This is a genomic window from Streptomyces sp. TLI_053, assembly GCF_900105395.1.
Classification (GTDB): Bacteria; Actinomycetota; Actinomycetes; order Streptomycetales; family Streptomycetaceae; genus Kitasatospora.
Genome location: NZ_LT629775.1, coordinates 3,501,877 through 3,519,133, shown reverse-complemented (window position 1 = coordinate 3,519,133; position 17,257 = coordinate 3,501,877). Strand labels below are relative to the sequence as shown.

Sequence of the window (17,257 nt, the reverse complement as noted above, 5' to 3'; positions counted from 1 at the left end):
CGGGCGCCGTGGATCTCGGAGCACGGACCGGCCGTCAGCCTGCCGTCATATGCCGCGTGGATGCTCCCGGATGGTGTCACGAAGAGCAATGCAACAGTTCACCTGCGTGTCCGTCAAGCAGCAGCTGAAGTGCGCCGGTTCGCGCCGCGTCGGCCACGTGCCTCGATCCACCGGGCGAGCGCGGTGAGCAGGAGGCACATCGCGATGTACACGGGGCCGATCACCAGGACCACGGGGATGTAGGGGAAGCCCGCGGCGTTGAGCGGCTGGGTGGCGATGGCCTTCCCCACGAAGAGCAGCTCGTGGTAGGTGATGATGGCGCCCAGCGAGGTGTCCTTGAGGGTGACGACCAGCTGGCCGATCATCGTGGGCAGCATCGAGCGGACCGCCTGCGGGACCAGGATGGTGGTCATCACCTGGGTCTTGCGCATGCCGAGCGCGAACGCCGCCTCGCCCTGGCCGCGCGGCACCGCGTTGACGCCGCTGCGGATGATCTCGGCCTGGACCGAGCCGTTGTAGAGGGTGAGGCCGAGTACCAGGGCCCACATCGGCTCCTTGGCGAAGAAGCCGTAGTAGAGCGCGACGATCAGGATCAGCAGGGGCATCGCCCGGAAGAACTGGACCACCGAGACGCAGACCCAGCGCACCGGCCGGTGGTCGGAGAGCTGCCCGGCCGCCAGCAGCGCGCCCAGCACCAGCGAGAACACCGCCGCCAGCCCGAAGGCCTTCAGGGTCGCGACCAGGCCGTCGACGATCCGCTGCTGGATGGTCGTGTACTGGAAGGCGTCCCAGAGGCCGGCCTCGAACTGGCCGTTGTCGTTCAGCGTGATGAAGACGTACCAGGCCAGGCCGGCGATGCCGAGCAGCGAGAGCACCCCGAAGATCCGGTTGCGGTTGCGCGCCCTCGGCCCGGGGGCGTCGTAGAGGACGCTGGCCGTCGCGGAGCGGGTGAAGAGGTTGCTCATCGGGCCACCGCCAGTCGGGACTCCAGGAAACGGAACAGCAGGGCGACGGCGGCACTGATCAGCAGGTAGGCGCAGGCGACCCAGAAGAAGATCGCGAAGATCGAGTAGCCGTCCCCGTCGGAGAAGCCCTGCTGGACGCTGTACAGCTCGCCGACGCTGAACGCGCCGGCGATCGCCGAGTTCCTCGGCAGCGCGATGAAGACGCTGCTCATCGGGGCCAGCACCGTCCTGGCCGCCTGCGGCAGGACGATCTGGGTCAGGGTCTGGCCGAAGGTCAGGCCGAGGCTGCGGGCCGCCTCGGCCTGACCGATCGGGACCGTGTTGATGCCCGAGCGCAGCACCTCGCAGACGAACGCCGCGGTGTAGCTGCCGAGCGCCAGCACCGCGAACACGAGGTGGCTGAAGTGCACCCCGAGCGGCGGCAGGCCGAAGGTCACGGCGAAGAACAGCACGGTCAGCGGGGTGTTGCGGAAGATCGTCACCCAGCCGGTGCCGAAGGCACGGAGGACGGGGACGGGGGAGACCCGGAAGGCCGCCAGCAGGGTGCCCAGCAGCAGGGCGAGCAGCGCGCTGAGCGCGCTCAGCTCGATCGTCTGCAGGAAGCCGTCGCGGAACAGCGCGAAGTTGCCGTTCTCGAACAGGAAGCCCATCCGGCGGCCCTCCTCTCAGGGTTCGGTGATGAAGGGGAGCGGTGGCCCGGTGGCCCGGTGCCCCGGGTGGATCAGTAGCGGTCGAGCGCCGGCGGCTGCGGGGCGGCGGCGCCGGAGAGCCCGAGGGTGGCGTCGTAGGCCTTCTTCCAGTCGCCGTTGTCCTGGTGGGCCTTGAGCGCGTCGCTGATCGCGTCGCGCAGCGCCTTGTCGTCCTTGCCCAGGCCGACGCCGTAGTTCTCCTTGGTGAACGGCTGGCCGACCACCTTGAGCTTGGGCGAGTACTTCGAGGCGTAGCCCTTGAGGATGGCGTCGTCCGTGGTGACCGCGTCCACCTCGCCCGACATCAGCTTCTCGACGCAGGCCGAGTAGGTGTCGAACTGGGTGATCTTCGGCGAGTACTTCTCGATGTTCTTGATCGAGGTGGAGCCGGTGGCGGTGCAGACGTTCTTGCCGTTGAGCGAGTCCGGGCCGGTGATCGCGGTGTTGTCGGACTTCACCAGCAGGTCCTGGCCGGCGACGTAGTACGGGCCGGCGAAGGAGACGGTCTTCTTGCGCTCGTCGTTGATGCTGTAGGTGCCGACGTAGAAGTCGATCTGGCCCTTGGAGATGGCCGGCTCGCGCTGCGAGGAGACCAGGGTCTGCCACTTGATCTGCTGCGGGGTGAAGCCGAGGTCCGCGGCGACCATCTTGGCGATCTCGATGTCGAAGCCGCTGCGGTCGCCGCTGGCGAGGTCCTCCCAGCCGAGGAACGGCTGGTCGGACTTGGCGCCGATGATCAGCTGGCCGCGCTTCCTGGCCTCGGCCAGCACGGCCGAGTCGACCTTGACGTCGGTCTTCACGGTGTAGGTGGGCAGCGCGGGGGCGGCGCTGCCGCCGGACGAGGTGTTGGCGGCGCCGGGCGTGCCGTCCTTGCCGCAGGCGGCGGTGGCGGTGAGCGCGATGGCGCAGAGCGCGACGGCGAAGGTGCGACGAGTCCTCATGAGGGCAGTTCTCCTCGGGCTTGGCCACGGGTCGACCGGGCTCTGGCGAAGGGTGCGGTACGGGTGGGGGCCCGGCGGGCGGGAGGGTCGGGCGCGCGGTGGCGCCCGCCGCCGGCCGGGGGTCCGGACCGGGGGATCAGTGGTGCAGGATCTTGGAGAGGAAGTCCTTGGCGCGCTCGGAGCGCGGTGCGGTGAAGAACGCCTCGGGGGTGTTCTGCTCGACGATCCGGCCGTCCGCCATGAACAGCACCCGGTTGGCGGCGGAGCGGGCGAAGCCCATCTCGTGGGTGACGACGACCATCGTCATGCCGTCGGCGGCCAGCTGGCGCATGACCTCCAGCACCTCGTTGATCATCTCGGGGTCGAGTGCCGAGGTGGGCTCGTCGAAGAGCATCACCTTGGGGTTCATCGCCAGCGCCCGGGCGATCGCGACGCGCTGCTGCTGGCCGCCGGACAGCTGGGCCGGGTACTTCGACGCCTGGGCGCCGACGCCGACCCGCTCCAGCAGTTCCTCGGCGGTCCGCACGGCCTGGTCCTTGGCGATGCCGCGGACCTTCACCTGGCCGAGGACCACGTTCTCCAGCACGGTCTTGTGGGCGAACAGGTTGAAGCTCTGGAAGACCATGCCGACCTCGGCCCGCAGCCGGGCCAGCTCCCGGCCCTCGGCGGGCAGCGGGCGGCCGTCGATGGTGATCGTGCCGGAGTCGACGGTCTCCAGCCGGTTGATCGTCCGGCACAGCGTGGACTTGCCGGAGCCGGAGGGGCCGATCAGGACGACCACCTCGCCCTGCTTGATCTCCAGGTCGATGTCCTGGAGGACGTGCAGCGCACCGAAGTGCTTGTTGACGTTGCGCAGGACCACCAGGGGAGCGGCGTCGGCGCGGGAGTCCTGGTCGAGGCTCGTGCTCATCGGGCCTGCTCCCTCGGGTCGGCCCGTGGGTGCGAACTCCCTTGGGCGGCAATGGTGGTAGGAATCCGAGAGCCGCAGCCGGCGGAGCCGCGGCCCTCGGTGGGGCGACCATAGGAGCCCTGACGGCGCCACGTCAGCCGATCTGAGTGGAATTTGAGGATCACGATCCGGACACACGCCCGGCGGACGCTGTTCACCTGGGCCCGGCAGGGGCACAGTGACAGCGTCCGGAGGTCGCGGGGGCGTGATCGCGGAGCCCCGGCGGTGGCGGACGGCCGTCGGCCGAGCCTGGCGTCCGGACGTCCGCTGGCCCATACTGCGCAGAACCGGGACCTGCCCGGCAGGGGCCGTGACGATCGCACGGCGACCGAGGGACACCCCCCGGCAAACCGTCCGGGAGAGGAGGAGAGAACCATGCGACTGCTGCTCGTCGAGGACGACGAACGCGTGGCCGCCGCGCTGGTCGCGGTCCTGGGCCGGCACGGCTTCCAGGTCCGGCACGCCCGCAGCGGGCACGAGGCCCTGGACGCCCTGGTGCCGGACGGCAACGAGCCGTACCGGGTGGTCCTGCTCGACCTCGGGCTGCCCGACCGGGACGGCTTCGAGGTCTGCAGCCGGATCCGGGCCGGCAGCGGCGTACCGGTGATCATGGTGACCGCGCGGGCCGACATACGCTCCCGGATCCACGGCCTCAACCTGGGCGCCGACGACTACGTCACCAAGCCCTACGACATGGGCGAGCTGCTCGCCCGGATCCACGCCGTCGCCCGCCGCGGCGCCGCGCCCGCCGCCGCCACCGCGCCCGCCCCGGACGCCGTCCCGCAGCAGCGCGGCCCGCTGGAGTCCCGCGGCATCGTGATCGACCGCGAGCGCCGCCGGGTCAGCGTCGACGGCCGGGACGTGCCGCTCACCCGCAAGGAGTTCGACCTGCTGGCGCTGCTCGCCCAGAGCCCCGGCGTGGTCTACCGCCGCGAGCAGATATTCAGCGAGGTCTGGCGCAGCGGCTGGGAGGGCAACGGCCGCACCCTGGAGGTGCACATCGGCTCGCTGCGCACCAAGCTCGCCCTGCCCGGCCTGGTCGAGGCCGTCCGCGGCGTGGGCTACCGGCTGATCCCGGAATGCCCAGCGCCCGCCGCCGACAGCCCGCCCCCGGCCCGCGCGGAGCACTGACCGCACGTGCGCACCCGCCTCCTCGGCATCCTGATCGCGCTGATGCTCTGTGTGCTCGCCGCGCTCGGAATGCCGCTCGCCGCGGCGTTCGCGGCCGCCGAACAGAGCCGGGTGGTGGTCGACCGCCTGGACGACGCCGCCCGGTTCGCCCAGGACCTGCCGACCTCCGGCGTCTCCGGCCTCGAGTCGGCGCTCAAGGGCGACCCCCGGCCCGCCCCCGGCGACCTCAGCCGCCGCCACGCGCTGGACGCCGAGGTGGTGCGCTACCACGAGCTGTACGGGGTGCGGATCGGCATCTTCCAGCGCGACGGCGTACCGATCGCGGTGGCCCCGGCCGACTGGCGGGTGCCCGCCAGCGGCTGGGCCGACCAGGCCTTCCAGGAGGCGCTCGACGGCCGGCGCAGCCACAACCCGCCGCAGGTCTGGCCGTGGACCCCGGACCGGACGCTCACCGTCGCCACCCCGGTGGTCCGCGACGGCGACGTGGTCGCGGTGGTGCTCAGCGACTCCCCGACCGGTGCGCTGCGCACCCGGGTCCTGCGCCAGTGGCTGGTCATCGGGGCCGGGGAGGCCGCCGCGATGATCGTCGCCGTGCTGCTCGCGGCCCGGCTGACCGAATGGGTGCTGCGCCCGGTCCGCACCCTGGACCGGGCCACCCACGACATCGCCACCGGCCGGATGAACGCCAGGGTGGCGCCGGGCGGCGGACCGCCCGAGCTGCAGCGGCTCGCCCGCTCGTTCAACGAGATGGCCGACCACGTGGTGCTCGCCCTGGACCAGCAGAAGGCCTTCGTCGCCGACGCCTCGCACCAGCTGCGCAATCCGCTGGCGGCACTGCTGCTGCGGGTCGAGGTGCTGGGTCTGGAGCTGCCCGAGGGCCACGACGAGGAGCTCGGCGGGGTCCGCGAGGAGGGCGTCCGGCTGGCCCGGGTACTGGACGACCTGCTCGGGCTGGCCACCGCCGAGCACGCCCGCCCCGAACCCGAGCCCACCGACCTGGCCGTGCTCACCCTGGCCCGGGTGGACGCCTGGCGTCCGCTGGCCGGGCAGCGCGGGATCGAGCTGGTCTGGGAGGGCCCGGCACTGGCGCTCGGCCTGGCCGACCCGATCGGCTTCGGCAGCGCGCTGGACGCGGTGGTCGACAACGCGCTCAAGTTCGGCCCGCCCGGCAGCCGGGTGCGGGTGCTGGTCGCGGTGCGCCGCGAGGAGGTCGCGGTGACCGTCTCGGACCAGGGGCCGGGCCTCACCGAGGAGGAGCTGGCCCGGGCCGGCGACCGCTTCTGGCGCAGCACCCGCCACCAGAACGTGGACGGCTCGGGTCTCGGCCTGTCGATCGCCACCACCCTGCTCCAGGCCGCCGGCGGCTCGCTCACGTTCGGCACCGCCGTCCCGCACGGCCTCGCCGTGACCCTCGCCGTCCCCCGCGCCGCCGACAAGCGCGGCTGAGGGGCGGGGCGCCGGGGCCGGACCCGGTCCGGCCCGGGGGTCAGGGCCCGGCCCGCGGACCGGGGTCCGGCCCGAGGGTCAGGGCTTGACCGAGCGGTAGTAGCGGGCGGCACCCTCGTGCAGCGGGAGCGGGTCGGTGTAGACGGCGGTGCGCAGGTCGACCAGCTGGGCGGCGTGGACCTGGGCGCCGATCTGGTCGCGGCTGTCGATCACGGCGCGGGTGATGCCCTGGACCAGGTCGTCGTCCACGTCGGCGCGGGTGATCAGCAGGTTGGGCACGGCGACGGTGGCGACCGCGTCCTGGGGCTCGGCGTTGGGGTAGGTGCCCTTGGGCATGGTGGCCGCCCGGTAGGCGTCGGTGCCGCCGCCCTCGACCTTGTGGACCGACTCGGCCAGGTCGCCCAGCGGCACGATCCGGATCCGGACGTGCTCGGACAGGTCGGTGAGCGCGCTGGTCGGCAGGCCGCCGGACCAGAAGAAGGCGTCCACCTCCCCGCGCCGCAACCCGTCGGCGGCGTCGCCGATGCCCAGCGGGGCCTGGACGATGTCGTGGTCCGGGTCCAGCCCGGCCGCGGCCAGCAGCCGCCGGGTGACCAGGTTGACGCCCGAGAGCGGCTGGCCGACGCCGACCCGCAGGCCCTTGAGGTCGGAGGCCCGGCGCACCGGGGAGTCGGCCGGCACGATCAGCTGCAGGTAGTCGTCGTAGAGCCGGGCGATGGCCCGCAGCTTCTCCCGGCCGGGGCCGGTGTACTGGGCCACGGCGTCCGCGGTGGCTATCGCGAAGTCGTCCCGGCCGGAGGTGACCCGGCGGAGGTTGTCGATCGAGCCCTCGGAGTTGTCGAGCTCCAGCCGGACCCCGGGCATCGCCCTGGCCAGCTGGGCGTCCAGCAGCTGTCCGTACCGGTCGTACACCCCGCGCTGGACACCGGTGGCCAGGCGGGTCTCGCCGCGCGGGTAGCCGGGGGAGCGGCTCTCCGACAGCCACCAGCCGCCCAGGCCGGCCAGCACCAGGACGAGCGCCGCCACGATCCGCCACAGCGGTCGGCGCGCGGCGGTGCCGAGTCGGGAGGAGGTGCGGGAGGCCATGGAGGGATAGTGCCAGGCGCCCGCGGCGAACGGGAGGGGGAAGCGCGGGGAAGCACGGCGGGCGCTGCCCGTACCCTGGTCGGGTGAGCGGTGACAGCGGATCCAAGAGCTACAAGGTCGTCACGTACGGCTGCCAGATGAACGTCCACGACTCGGAGCGGCTCTCCGGGTTGCTGGAGGACGCCGGGTACGTCAAGGCGGGCCAGGAGGGCGACCCCGACCTGGTGGTCTTCAACACCTGCGCGGTGCGGGAGAACGCCGACAACAAGCTGTACGGCAACCTCGGACAGCTGGCCCCGGTCAAGACCCGCCACAAGGGCATGCAGATCGCCGTCGGCGGCTGCCTGGCCCAGAAGGACCGGGACACCATCGTCGCCAAGGCCCCCTGGGTCGACGTGGTGTTCGGCACCCACAACATCGGCCACCTGCCGGCGCTGCTGGAGCGGGCCGCGGTCGAGCGCAAGGCCCAGGTCGAGATCCTGGAGTCCCTGGAGACCTTCCCCTCCACCCTGCCCACCCGCCGGGAGTCCGCGTACGCCGCCTGGGTCGCGATCTCGGTCGGCTGCAACAACACCTGCACCTTCTGCATCGTCCCCGCGCTGCGCGGCAAGGAGGAGGACCGCCGGCCCGGCGACGTCCTCGCCGAGATCGAGGCGCTGGTCGGCGAGGGCGTCATCGAGGTGACCCTGCTCGGCCAGAACGTCAACGCCTACGGCTCCGACCTGGGCGACCGCGAGGCGTTCTCCAAGCTGCTGCGCGCCGCCGGGCAGATCGAGGGCCTGGAGCGGATCCGCTTCACCTCGCCGCACCCGCGCGACTTCACGGACGACGTGATCGCCGCTATGGCCGAGACCCCGAACGTGATGCACCAGCTGCACATGCCGCTGCAGTCGGGCTCGGACCGGGTCCTCAAGGCGATGCGCCGCTCCTACCGGCAGGACCGCTTCCTGGGCATCATCCGCAAGGTGCGGGAGGCGATGCCGGACGCCGCCATCTCCACCGACATCATCGTGGGCTTCCCCGGCGAGACCGAGGAGGACTTCGAGGAGACCATGAAGGTCGTCCGCGAGGCCCGCTTCACCAACGCCTTCACCTTCCAGTACTCCAAGCGCCCGGGAACCCCGGCCGCCGAGATGGACGAGCAGGTCCCGAAGGCGGTCGTCCAGGCCCGCTACGACCGGCTGATCGCGCTCCAGGAGGAGATCTCCTGGGACGAGAACAAGAAGCAGGTCGGCCGTGTCCTGGAGATCCTGGTCGCCGAGGGCGAGGGCAAGAAGGACGACCGGACCGACCGGCTCTCCGGCCGCGCCCCGGACAACCGGCTGGTGCACTTCACCCGGCCCGCCGAGCCGGTCCGGCCGGGCGACACGGTCACCGTGGAGATCACCTACGCCGCCCCGCACCACCTGCTGGCCGAGGGGCCGACGCTCGCGGTGCGGCGGACCCGGGCCGGCGACGCCTGGGAGAAGCGCAAGGGCGCGGCCGCGGCCAAGCCGGCCGGCGTGATGCTGGGGCTGCCGTCGATCGGTGCCCCGAAGGCGCTGCCGCTCGCCGCCCCGGCCGGGGGCGCCTGCTGCGGGGACTGACCCGGCACCGGCCGGCCCGGGAGGGCGGTCGGACCTTCGCCCGGTACCGGACGGCCCGGGGGACCCGCACGGTCCCCCGGGCCGTCCGGCGTTCCCGGCGGGTCAACCCCTAGAGTGATCCACATGCTGGTTGCCGCCGCCGTGTGCCCCTGTCCGCCGCTGCTCGTCCCGGAGGTCGCCGCCGGGGCCTCGGCCGAGCTCGAGCCGCTGCGCGCGGCCTGCGACGAGGCGCTAGGGGTGGTGCTCGCGGCCGGGCCGGACCTGCTCGTCGTCGTCGGCACCGGTCCGGAGGCCGAGGTCTGGACCGAGGGCGGGGCCGGGTCCTTCCACCGGTACGGCGTGCCGGTGGTGGCCGCGCTGCCGGGCGGCCGGGCCGAGGGCCCCGAGCTGTCGCCCGCGCTGACCGTCGGCGCCTGGCTGCTGGGCCGGGCCGGGGCCACCCTGCCGACGCACGCCTGCGCGGTGCCCGCCGACGCGCCCGCGGACCGGATGCTCGGACTCGGCCAGGGCCTGGCCGGGCTGGCCGACCGGGTCGGGCTGCTGGTGATGGGCGACGGCAGTGCCTGCCGCTCGCTGAAGGCGCCCGGCTACCTGGACGAGCGGGCCGAGGGCTACGACGCGGCGCTGGCGCGGGCGCTGGGCACGGCGGACACGGCCGCGCTGGCGGCGCTGGACCCGGGCCTGGCGGCCGAGCTGAAGGCCGAGGGCCGGGCGCCCTGGCAGGTGCTGGCCGGCGCCGCCGAGGGCGCCGGCCTCACCGCGCGGCTGGGTTACCAGGACGCGCCGTACGGGGTCGGGTACCTGGTCGCCTCCTGGAGCTGAGCCCCGGGCCGGGCCCGGGGGCGGTCAGCCGGTGGGGCCGGGCGCTCCGCCGTTCGGGCTGCCGTTCGGGCCGCCCGGGACAGTGCCGGTGCCTCCGGCGTCCGGAGCGCTCCCGGTGTTCGGAGCGCTCCCGGTGCTCCCGGTGCCCTCGGGCTTGTGGGCGAAGTCGTCCACGGCGGTCCTGGCCTTGCTGGTGCCGTGCTCGATCTTCTCGCTGTACTTGCCCTTGGTGGCCTTGTCGATCGCGCCGCCCGCCTTGTCCACCGCGCTCCCGATCTGGTCGCTGTGCTTGCCGGCGAACTCGCTGGCCTTCTCCTTGAGCTCCCCGGCCTTGCCCTTGAGGTTGTCCATCAGACCCATGGCGCCTCACCCTTCGTTCGCTGTCTCTCTCACAACGTCCGTCACGCCCGAACCGTTCGCAACGGGACGGAAAGGACGAAAACGGGGGTCCGAACGGGGGGCCGGTCGGTCGGCCGCCGTTCTTTGGCAGACTTGTCCGGTGAGCAGCTCCACTACTGTCCCGCCCGGCCGCCCCCGTGTCGTCTCGGTCGTCGGCGCGACCGCCGCCGGCAAGTCCGACCTGGCCGTGGCCCTGGCCCGCGCCCTCGGCGGCGAAGTGATCAACACCGACTCCATGCAGCTCTACCGGGGCATGGACATCGGCACCGCCAAGCTCACCGCGGCGGAGCGGGGCGGGATCCCGCACCACCTGATGGACGTCTGGGACGTCACCGAGGCCGCCAGCGTCGCCGAGTACCAGCGGCTGGCCCGGGCCGAGATCGACCGGCTGCTCGCGGCCGGCCGCACCCCCGTCCTGGTGGGCGGCTCCGGTCTGTACGTGCGGGCGGCGATCGACGAGATGGAGTTCCCGGGCACCGACCCGGAGGTCCGGGCCCGGCTGGAGGCGGAGCTGGAGCAGCTCGGCCCGTACGCGCTGCACGGCCGGCTGGCCGCGCTGGACCCGGCGGCGGCCGAGGCCATCCTCACCGGCAACGGCCGGCGGATCGTCCGGGCGCTGGAGGTCATCGAGATCACCGGGCAGCCGTTCACCGCGAACCTGCCGAGCAACACCGCCGTGTACGACGCGGTGCAGATCGGCGTCGCGGTGCCGCGGCCCGAGCTGGACGAGCGGATCACCCTGCGGGTGGACCGGATGTGGCGGGACGGGCTTCTCGACGAGGTGCGGGCGCTGGAGCGGATCGGACTGCGCGAGGGGCGGACGGCCTCCCGGGCGCTCGGCTACCAGCAGGTGCTGGACCACTTCGCCGGGACCTGCACGGAGGACGAGGCCCGGGCCGAGACCGTCCGGGCGACCAAGCGCTTCGCCCGGCGGCAGGAGTCCTGGTTCCGCCGGGACGACCGGATCCACTGGCTCTCCCGGCCGGCCGGGACCGACCCGGCCGAGCTGCTCGACCGTTCGCTGGGGCTGATCGATCGTCAGGAAACGGCCGCCCGGTAGGCGGTTTCCGGCCATCCGGCGGTGCAGTTGCGCGGGCAGAGGGCCGTGCAGCACGGCCCGGCGGTCACGACCGGATCACGTGATGGCCACGGATCACCCGACGACCCCGGTCAGGCCCGGAACGCCACCCTGGACATGCCATCATCGAGGTCATAAGGGTCGGCCCGGGCGGGCCGATCGGCCAGGCCGCGAGTCGCACTCGTGTCGAACTGTCAGGGGAGGCCGCGTGTCCACGGGTACCGGCCCCGAAACCGGCCAGGGCGCGGGACGTTCCGCGAACGGCGCAGCCGTCGGCGGCGGTGCCGCGGCGCAGACCGCCGATCTCGACTCCTCCACGCTGCCGGACCTGCCGGTGCTGGCCGGACTGGACATGCCCACCTCGTACGCCCTCGCGCTGCCGGCACTGGACACCAGTGCCCCCGCCGGCGCGGTGCACGAGCGGGAGATCCGGCCGCGCCGCCGGCTCCGTTGGTGGCAGACCCTGCCGATAGCCCTGCTGGCCACCGCCGGGTCGCTGATGTTCGCCTTCCCGCTGGCCTTCGGCTCGGCCGGGGCCGGTTCGGCGATGATCGGGATGCTCGGCCTGCTGCTGACCGCCGCCTCGCTCGGCTGGGGGGCGATGGCCGCCCGGCACGCCGGTTACAAGTGGCCCGGACTGCCGCGCCGCGGCACCGGCGAGCGGGCCGGGTGGCGGGCGATCGTGATCTACACCCTGATCGTGCTGGCCGCCTGCGCGCTGGCCCTGTGGCGGGTCGTCCGGCTCTCCGGCCGGTAGCCGGCGGGCGGTCCGGCAGCCGACGGCCGGTTCGGTAGCCGACGGGCGGTCCGCCGGACGGAACCGGACGGCGGGCGTCCGGCGCCCCTCGGTACCATCGGGAGGGTGACCGCAACCTCCGCGCAGCCCGTCGGCCTCCCCTTCCTCAAGGGGCACGGCACCCAGAACGACTTCGTCATCGTCCCCGACCCGGACGGCCGGCTGACCATCGGCCCCGAGGCCGTCGCCGCGCTGTGCGACCGCCGCGCCGGCATCGGCGGGGACGGCCTGCTGCGCGTGGTGCGCTCCGCCGCCGACCCGGCCGCGGCTGACCAGGCCGACCGGGCCGAGTGGTTCATGGACTACCGCAACGCGGACGGTTCGATCGGCGAGATGTGCGGCAACGGCGTCCGGGTCTTCGCCCGCTACCTGGTCGAGGCCGGACTGGCCGAGCCGGGCGAGCTACCGGTGGCCACCCGGGCCGGACTGCGCACCGTGCGGGTGGCGGCGGACGCCGCGGACGGCACGCCCGGGGAGATCACCGTGGACATGGGCCGCGCCGCGCTGCCCGGACCGGACGGGATCGCGGTGGCGGTCGGCGGGCGCAGCTGGCCAGCCCTGAACGTCAACATGGGCAATCCGCACGCGGTCGCGTTCGTCGAGAGCCTGGACCACGCCGGCGAGCTGCGGACGGCGCCGGCGACCAGCCCCGAGGGCGCCTACCCGGAGGGTGTCAACGTCGAGTTCGTGGTGGACCGGGGGCCCCGGCACGTCGCGATGCGGGTGCACGAGCGCGGCTCCGGCGAGACCCTCTCCTGCGGCACCGGCGCCTGCGCCGTCGCGGTGGCCGCCGCCCGGCGGGACGGCCTGGACCCGGCGGTCACCGGCGCCGCCGTGACCTACGTGGTCGACGTGCTGGGCGGCCGGCTGACGATCACCGAGCACCCGGACGGCCGGGTGGAGAAGACCGGACCCGCGACGATCGTCGCCCGCGGCGAGCTGGACCCGTCCTGGACGGCGCTGCTCGGCGGCGTCTGACCGTCCCTCACGAGCGGTGCGCGCGGCCCGGGGTGTCTTCTCCGGGTCGCGCGGCCGTCGACGAACGCGTTTGCCCAATTCGTATCGGATCGAATCCCCCCGTTCGGGTGACAGGGATGACGGACGGGAAGCGGGGCATCGCGGAACGTGCTCTGCTCGGTAGCATGGACCACCGGGTCGGCCCACGCCCCCGGTACCGCTGCCGGAGGTGCCGATGACCATCGAAGCCGGGCAGCCCCTGGCGGGGCAGCCGACGTCCGCACGGCAAGCCGGGCCGCCCAGACGGCCGCTCGGCGGACTGGGCCGGGCCGCGCTCGGACGCGCCGGGCGCGCCGCGCTGCTGGCCACCGGCCGCCCACCGGTGCCGGACGCCCTCGAACCGCTGGTCCAGGCCCACCGGCGGCACCATCCGCAGGCCGACCTCGGCCTCCTCGGCCGCGCCTACCGGCTGGCCGAGGAGAGCCACCGGGGCCAGAAGCGGAAGAGCGGCGAGCCGTACATCACCCACCCGCTGGCCGTCACCATGATCCTGGCCCAACTGGGCGCCGGCACCACCACCTTGGTCGCCTCGCTGCTCCACGACACCGTGGAGGACACCGAGTTGACGCTGGAGCAGGTCGCCGGGGGGTTCGGTCCCGAAGTCGCCTATCTGGTCGACGGGGTGACCAAACTGGAGAAGGTCGACTTCGGGGCGGCGGCGGAGGCGGAGACCTTCCGCAAGATGCTGGTCGCCACCGGGGACGACGTCCGGGTGATGGTGATCAAGCTCGCCGACCGGCTGCACAACATGCGGACCATCCGGCACATGAAGCCGGCCAGTCAGGTGCGGATCGCCAAGGTCACCCGGGACGTGCTGATCCCGCTGGCCGAGCGGCTCGGCATCCAGGTGCTGAAGGCGGAGCTGGAGGACATCGTCTTCGCCACCCTGCACCCGGAGGAGCACGCCCGCACCCGTGCCCTGCTGGCCCGGCACGAGGACGGCCCGGACACCCTGCTGGCGCCGTTCGCCGGCGTGCTGGGCCGTCAGCTCGCCGAGGCCGGGGTCGCCGCCGAGGTGACCGTCCGGCCCCGGCACTGCGTCTCGCTGCACCGGGTGCTGCTCAAGCGGGACGCCGCCCCGGGGCGGGACGGCCGGCCGCAGGAGCCGCAGCCCGCCGACTTCGGGCGGCTGCTGGTGGTGGTCGAGGAGAACGCCGACTGCTACGCCGTGCTCGGTGAGCTGCACACCTGCTGGACGCCGCTGCCGGGCGAGTTCAAGGACTTCGTCGCCGCGCCCAAGTTCAACCTCTACCAGTCGCTGCACACCGCGGTGGCGCTGGCCGGCGGCGAGGTGGTCGAGGTGCTGGTGCGCACCCGCCGGATGCACGAGGTGGCCGAGACCGGGGTGGTGGCGCTCGGCGACCCCCGGCAGCCCGCGCGCGGCGGCGAGCAGGCCCCCGACGAGCTGGACCGCACCGACCCGGCCCGGCCGGGCTGGCTCTCCCGGCTGCTGGAGTGGCAGCAGGAGACCCCGGACCCGGACGCCTTCTGGTCCGCGCTGACCGCGGACCTCGCCGGTGACCGCGAGATCACCGCGGTCACCGAGCTCGGTGAGACGCTCCAGCTCCGGGCCGGGGCGACCTGCGTGGACGCCGCCTACCTGCTGGGCGAGGAGACCGGGCACCGATGTATCGGGGCGCGGGTGAACGGGCGGCTGGTGGCGCTCTCCACGGTGCTCCAGGACGGCGACCGGGTGGCCATCCTCACCGACGGCTCGGACACGGCCGACGGCCCCCACGGGCCGGACGGCGCCGACCGGCCGGACGGCGCTGACGGCCCCGACGGCCCCGGGGGGGCCGGGCGCTCCGCCGCTCCGGCCGGCCGGCGCCGCTCCGAGCCCTCCGGCCCCGCCCCCGAGTGGCTCGCGCACGCCCGCACCCCGGCCGCCAGGATCGCCATCGAACGCTGGCTCGCCGACCATCCGGCCCGCCGCCCGGTGGTCCGCACCGGCCCCTCGCCGAGCCAGCCCGCGCCGCCCGCGCACCCCGTCGCCGCCGGCCGTCCCGCCGTCCCGGTCACCGCGGCCGGCCGTCCGGGCGCGCCGGTCCGGCTGGCCCGCTGCTGCACCCCGGTGCCGCCGGACGCGATCGTCGGCTACCCGATCCGCGGCGGCGCGGTCGCCGTGCACCGGACCGCCTGTCCGGCCGGGGAGCGGATGCGGGCCGACGGGCGCGGCGCGCTGGACGTCGACTGGCGCCCCGGCGGCGCCCCGCCGGCCGGCTACCGGGCCACCCTGCGGGCCGAGGCGCTGAACCGGCCCCGGCTGCTCGCCGACCTCACCGCCGCGATCTCGGGGGAGGGCGTCGGCATCGTCTCGGCCGAGGTCGAGCCGCCGCAGGAGCTGCGGGTCCGGCACACCTACACCGTCGAGCTGCCGGACCCGGCCGCGCTGGCCGCGGTGCTGCGGGCCATGCTGCGGGTGTCAGGGGTGTACGACGTGGAGCGGCCGCACGCCCCGCCCGGCGGCGGCCCCGGCCGGGCCCCGGCCGTCCCGCCCGGCCCGGCGGTCCGTCCGGCGGGCGACCCGGCGGCGCCGGAGGTAAATGCGGATGACCCGTCCGCGCCCGGCGTGCGACCATCATGGGGAATTCACGGCCGGACCGCGGCGTTCTCGGGGCAGAGGAGTCCCAGCCCGAACCGCGGCCCCGAGGGGTAGCTCGCACCTCGCCCGAGTGGTAGTCGGGGCGGCAGCCGGGCAGACTCCCGGCACGACCGTCCGTACGGTCGCGCACAGGCCACCCGTTCCAGCAGCCGAAGGACAGAATGACCTCCACGTTCGACACCCGCGACCAGACCGACGCCGCGCGCCGCATCGACGGTCTGCGGGCGGAAGCCCTCATGGACGAGGACCTCGCGGCCATCGACGAGGACCACGGCCACCACTACGACGGCGACCAGTACGACCGCAGCGAGCGCGCCGCGCTCCGCCGTGTCGCCGGCCTCTCCACCGAGCTCGAGGACGTCACCGAGGTCGAGTACCGCCAGCTCCGCCTGGAGCGCGTGGTGCTCGTCGGGGTCTGGACCGACGGCACCCTGGAGGAGGCGGAGAACTCGATGGCCGAGCTCGCCGCACTGGCCGAGACGGCCGGCTCCGAGGTGCTGGACGGCGTGATCCAGCGCCGTGACAAGCCCGACGCGGCCACCTACATCGGTTCCGGCAAGGCCAAGGACCTGCGCGACATCGTCGCCGCCAGCGGCGCCGACACCGTGGTCTGCGACGGTGAGCTCACCCCGGGCCAGCTGATCCACCTGGAGGACGTGGTCAAGGTCAAGGTCGTCGACCGGACGGCCCTGATCCTGGACATCTTCGCCCAGCACGCCAAGTCCCGCGAGGGCAAGGCTCAGGTCTCGCTCGCGCAGATGCAGTACATGCTGCCGCGACTGCGCGGCTGGGGCCAGTCGCTCTCCCGGCAGATGGGCGGTGGTGGCTCCGGCTCGTCCGGCGGCGGCATGGCCACCCGTGGACCGGGTGAGACCAAGATCGAGACCGACCGGCGCCGGATCCGGGAGAAGATGGCGAAGCTCCGCAAGGAGATCGCCGACATGAAGAAGGGTCGCGACACCAAGCGCCAGGAGCGCAAGCGCCACCAGGTGCCGTCCGTGGCCATCGCCGGTTACACCAACGCCGGCAAGTCCTCCCTGCTCAACCGGCTCACCGGCGCGGGCGTGCTGGTGGAGAACTCGCTGTTCGCCACCCTCGACCCGACCGTGCGCCGGGCGCAGACGCCGAGCGGCCGGGTCTACACCCTGGCCGACACCGTCGGCTTCGTCCGGCACCTGCCGCACCACCTGGTCGAGGCGTTCCGCTCCACCATGGAGGAGGTCGCCGACGCCGACCTCATCCTGCACGTGGTGGACGGCTCGCACCCCGAGCCGGAGACGCAGCTGGCCGCCGTCCGCGAGGTGGTCGTCTCGGTCGACGCGCAGAACGTGCCGGAGATCGTGGTGATCAACAAGGCCGACGCCGCCGACCCGCTGGTGCTGCAGCGGCTGCTGCGCCGCGAGCCGCACGCCATCGTGGTGTCGGCCCGCACCGGCGTCGGCATCGAGGAACTGCTCGCGCTCATCGACGACGAGCTGCCGCGGCCGGCGGTCGAGGTGCACGCGCTCGTCCCGTACACCCAGGGCGCGCTGGTGTCCCGGGTGCACGCCGAGGGCGAGCTGCTCGGTGCCGAGCACACCGGCGAGGGCACCCTGCTGCACGCCAAGGTGCCGGCCGAGCTGGCCGCCGAGCTGGAGCCCTTCGCGGTGGCGCTGACGCCGCAGGGCTGATCCGGCCCGCGCGAACGCGAACGGCCCCGGTCCCCCCCTCCTCGCGGAAGGGGGCCGGGGCCGTCGGCGTGTCCGGGCCG

At 73.8% G+C, this 17,257-nt stretch carries 15 protein-coding genes; 9 read left to right on the top strand and 6 right to left on the bottom strand.

The window, feature by feature from the left end:
- Positions 1–113: 113 nt before the first annotated feature.
- From BLU95_RS13930 to BLU95_RS13915, 4 genes are all read right to left on the bottom strand, one after another.
- Complete coding sequence (locus BLU95_RS13930; RefSeq protein ID WP_093860296.1) at positions 114–965, bottom strand: amino acid ABC transporter permease; 852 nt, start codon at positions 963–965, stop codon at positions 114–116.
- A complete protein-coding gene (locus BLU95_RS13925) occupies positions 962–1,615 on the bottom strand; it encodes an amino acid ABC transporter permease (RefSeq protein ID WP_093860295.1) in 654 nt (217 codons plus the stop codon). Before BLU95_RS13925 ends, BLU95_RS13930 begins: the two co-directional genes overlap by 4 nt.
- A 71-nt stretch (positions 1,616–1,686) precedes the next feature.
- On the bottom strand, positions 1,687–2,595 hold the full coding sequence (locus BLU95_RS13920) for a glutamate ABC transporter substrate-binding protein (RefSeq protein ID WP_093860294.1): 909 nt from the start codon (positions 2,593–2,595) through the stop codon (positions 1,687–1,689).
- A gap of 136 nt (positions 2,596–2,731) precedes the next feature.
- A complete protein-coding gene (locus BLU95_RS13915; protein WP_093860293.1) occupies positions 2,732–3,505 on the bottom strand; it encodes an amino acid ABC transporter ATP-binding protein in 774 nt (257 codons plus the stop codon).
- Between the two features lie 414 nt (positions 3,506–3,919).
- Between BLU95_RS13915 and BLU95_RS13910 the strand changes: the two genes are divergently transcribed.
- Both BLU95_RS13910 and BLU95_RS13905 read left to right on the top strand, forming a co-directional pair.
- Positions 3,920–4,675, top strand: a complete 756-nt coding sequence (locus BLU95_RS13910; RefSeq protein ID WP_093860292.1) for a response regulator transcription factor — start codon at positions 3,920–3,922, stop codon at positions 4,673–4,675.
- A gap of 6 nt (positions 4,676–4,681) precedes the next feature.
- Positions 4,682–6,121 carry a sensor histidine kinase gene (locus BLU95_RS13905; protein ID WP_093860291.1) on the top strand — a complete coding sequence of 480 codons (1,440 nt, stop codon included), beginning with the start codon at positions 4,682–4,684 and terminating at the stop codon, positions 6,119–6,121.
- Between the two features lie 78 nt (positions 6,122–6,199).
- Here the strand turns inward: BLU95_RS13905 and BLU95_RS13900 are convergent, their stop codons facing one another.
- The gene (locus BLU95_RS13900) at positions 6,200–7,207 is read right to left on the bottom strand and encodes a TAXI family TRAP transporter solute-binding subunit (protein WP_093860290.1); all 1,008 of its coding nucleotides are present in this window, start codon (positions 7,205–7,207) and stop codon (positions 6,200–6,202) included.
- Between the two features lie 83 nt (positions 7,208–7,290).
- On the opposite strand from BLU95_RS13900, the gene miaB reads away from it, so the two are divergent.
- Positions 7,291–8,793 (top strand): tRNA (N6-isopentenyl adenosine(37)-C2)-methylthiotransferase MiaB, encoded by a 1,503-nt coding sequence (miaB, locus tag BLU95_RS13895; protein ID WP_286158630.1) that lies wholly within the window; start codon positions 7,291–7,293, stop codon positions 8,791–8,793.
- 123 nt (positions 8,794–8,916) lie between these two features.
- Positions 8,917–9,615 (top strand): class III extradiol dioxygenase subunit B-like domain-containing protein, encoded by a 699-nt coding sequence (locus BLU95_RS13890; protein ID WP_093864869.1) that lies wholly within the window; start codon positions 8,917–8,919, stop codon positions 9,613–9,615.
- Positions 9,616–9,639: 24 nt separating this feature from the next.
- Here BLU95_RS13890 and BLU95_RS13885 read toward each other — a convergent pair whose 3' ends face one another.
- On the bottom strand, positions 9,640–9,975 hold the full coding sequence (locus BLU95_RS13885) for an antitoxin (protein WP_093860289.1): 336 nt from the start codon (positions 9,973–9,975) through the stop codon (positions 9,640–9,642).
- 139 nt (positions 9,976–10,114) lie between these two features.
- Here BLU95_RS13885 and miaA point away from each other — a divergent pair, with 139 nt between their 5' ends.
- The 5 genes from miaA (at position 10,115) to hflX (ending at position 17,177) form a co-directional block, all read left to right on the top strand.
- Positions 10,115–11,074 (top strand): tRNA (adenosine(37)-N6)-dimethylallyltransferase MiaA, encoded by a 960-nt coding sequence (gene miaA, locus BLU95_RS13880; RefSeq protein ID WP_231978561.1) that lies wholly within the window; start codon positions 10,115–10,117, stop codon positions 11,072–11,074.
- Positions 11,075–11,300: 226 nt separating this feature from the next.
- Positions 11,301–11,849, top strand: a complete 549-nt coding sequence (locus BLU95_RS13875) for a hypothetical protein (protein WP_197698759.1) — start codon at positions 11,301–11,303, stop codon at positions 11,847–11,849.
- Between the two features lie 105 nt (positions 11,850–11,954).
- Positions 11,955–12,866 carry a diaminopimelate epimerase gene (dapF, locus tag BLU95_RS13870; protein ID WP_093860287.1) on the top strand — a complete coding sequence of 304 codons (912 nt, stop codon included), beginning with the start codon at positions 11,955–11,957 and terminating at the stop codon, positions 12,864–12,866.
- A 214-nt stretch (positions 12,867–13,080) separates the two neighbouring features.
- On the top strand, positions 13,081–15,561 hold the full coding sequence (locus BLU95_RS13865) for a RelA/SpoT family protein (protein ID WP_093860286.1): 2,481 nt from the start codon (positions 13,081–13,083) through the stop codon (positions 15,559–15,561).
- Between the two features lie 107 nt (positions 15,562–15,668).
- Positions 15,669–17,177: a GTPase HflX gene (gene hflX / locus BLU95_RS13860; RefSeq protein WP_093860285.1), complete on the top strand. Its 1,509-nt coding sequence runs from the start codon at positions 15,669–15,671 to the stop codon at positions 17,175–17,177.
- Positions 17,178–17,257 lie beyond the last annotated feature (80 nt).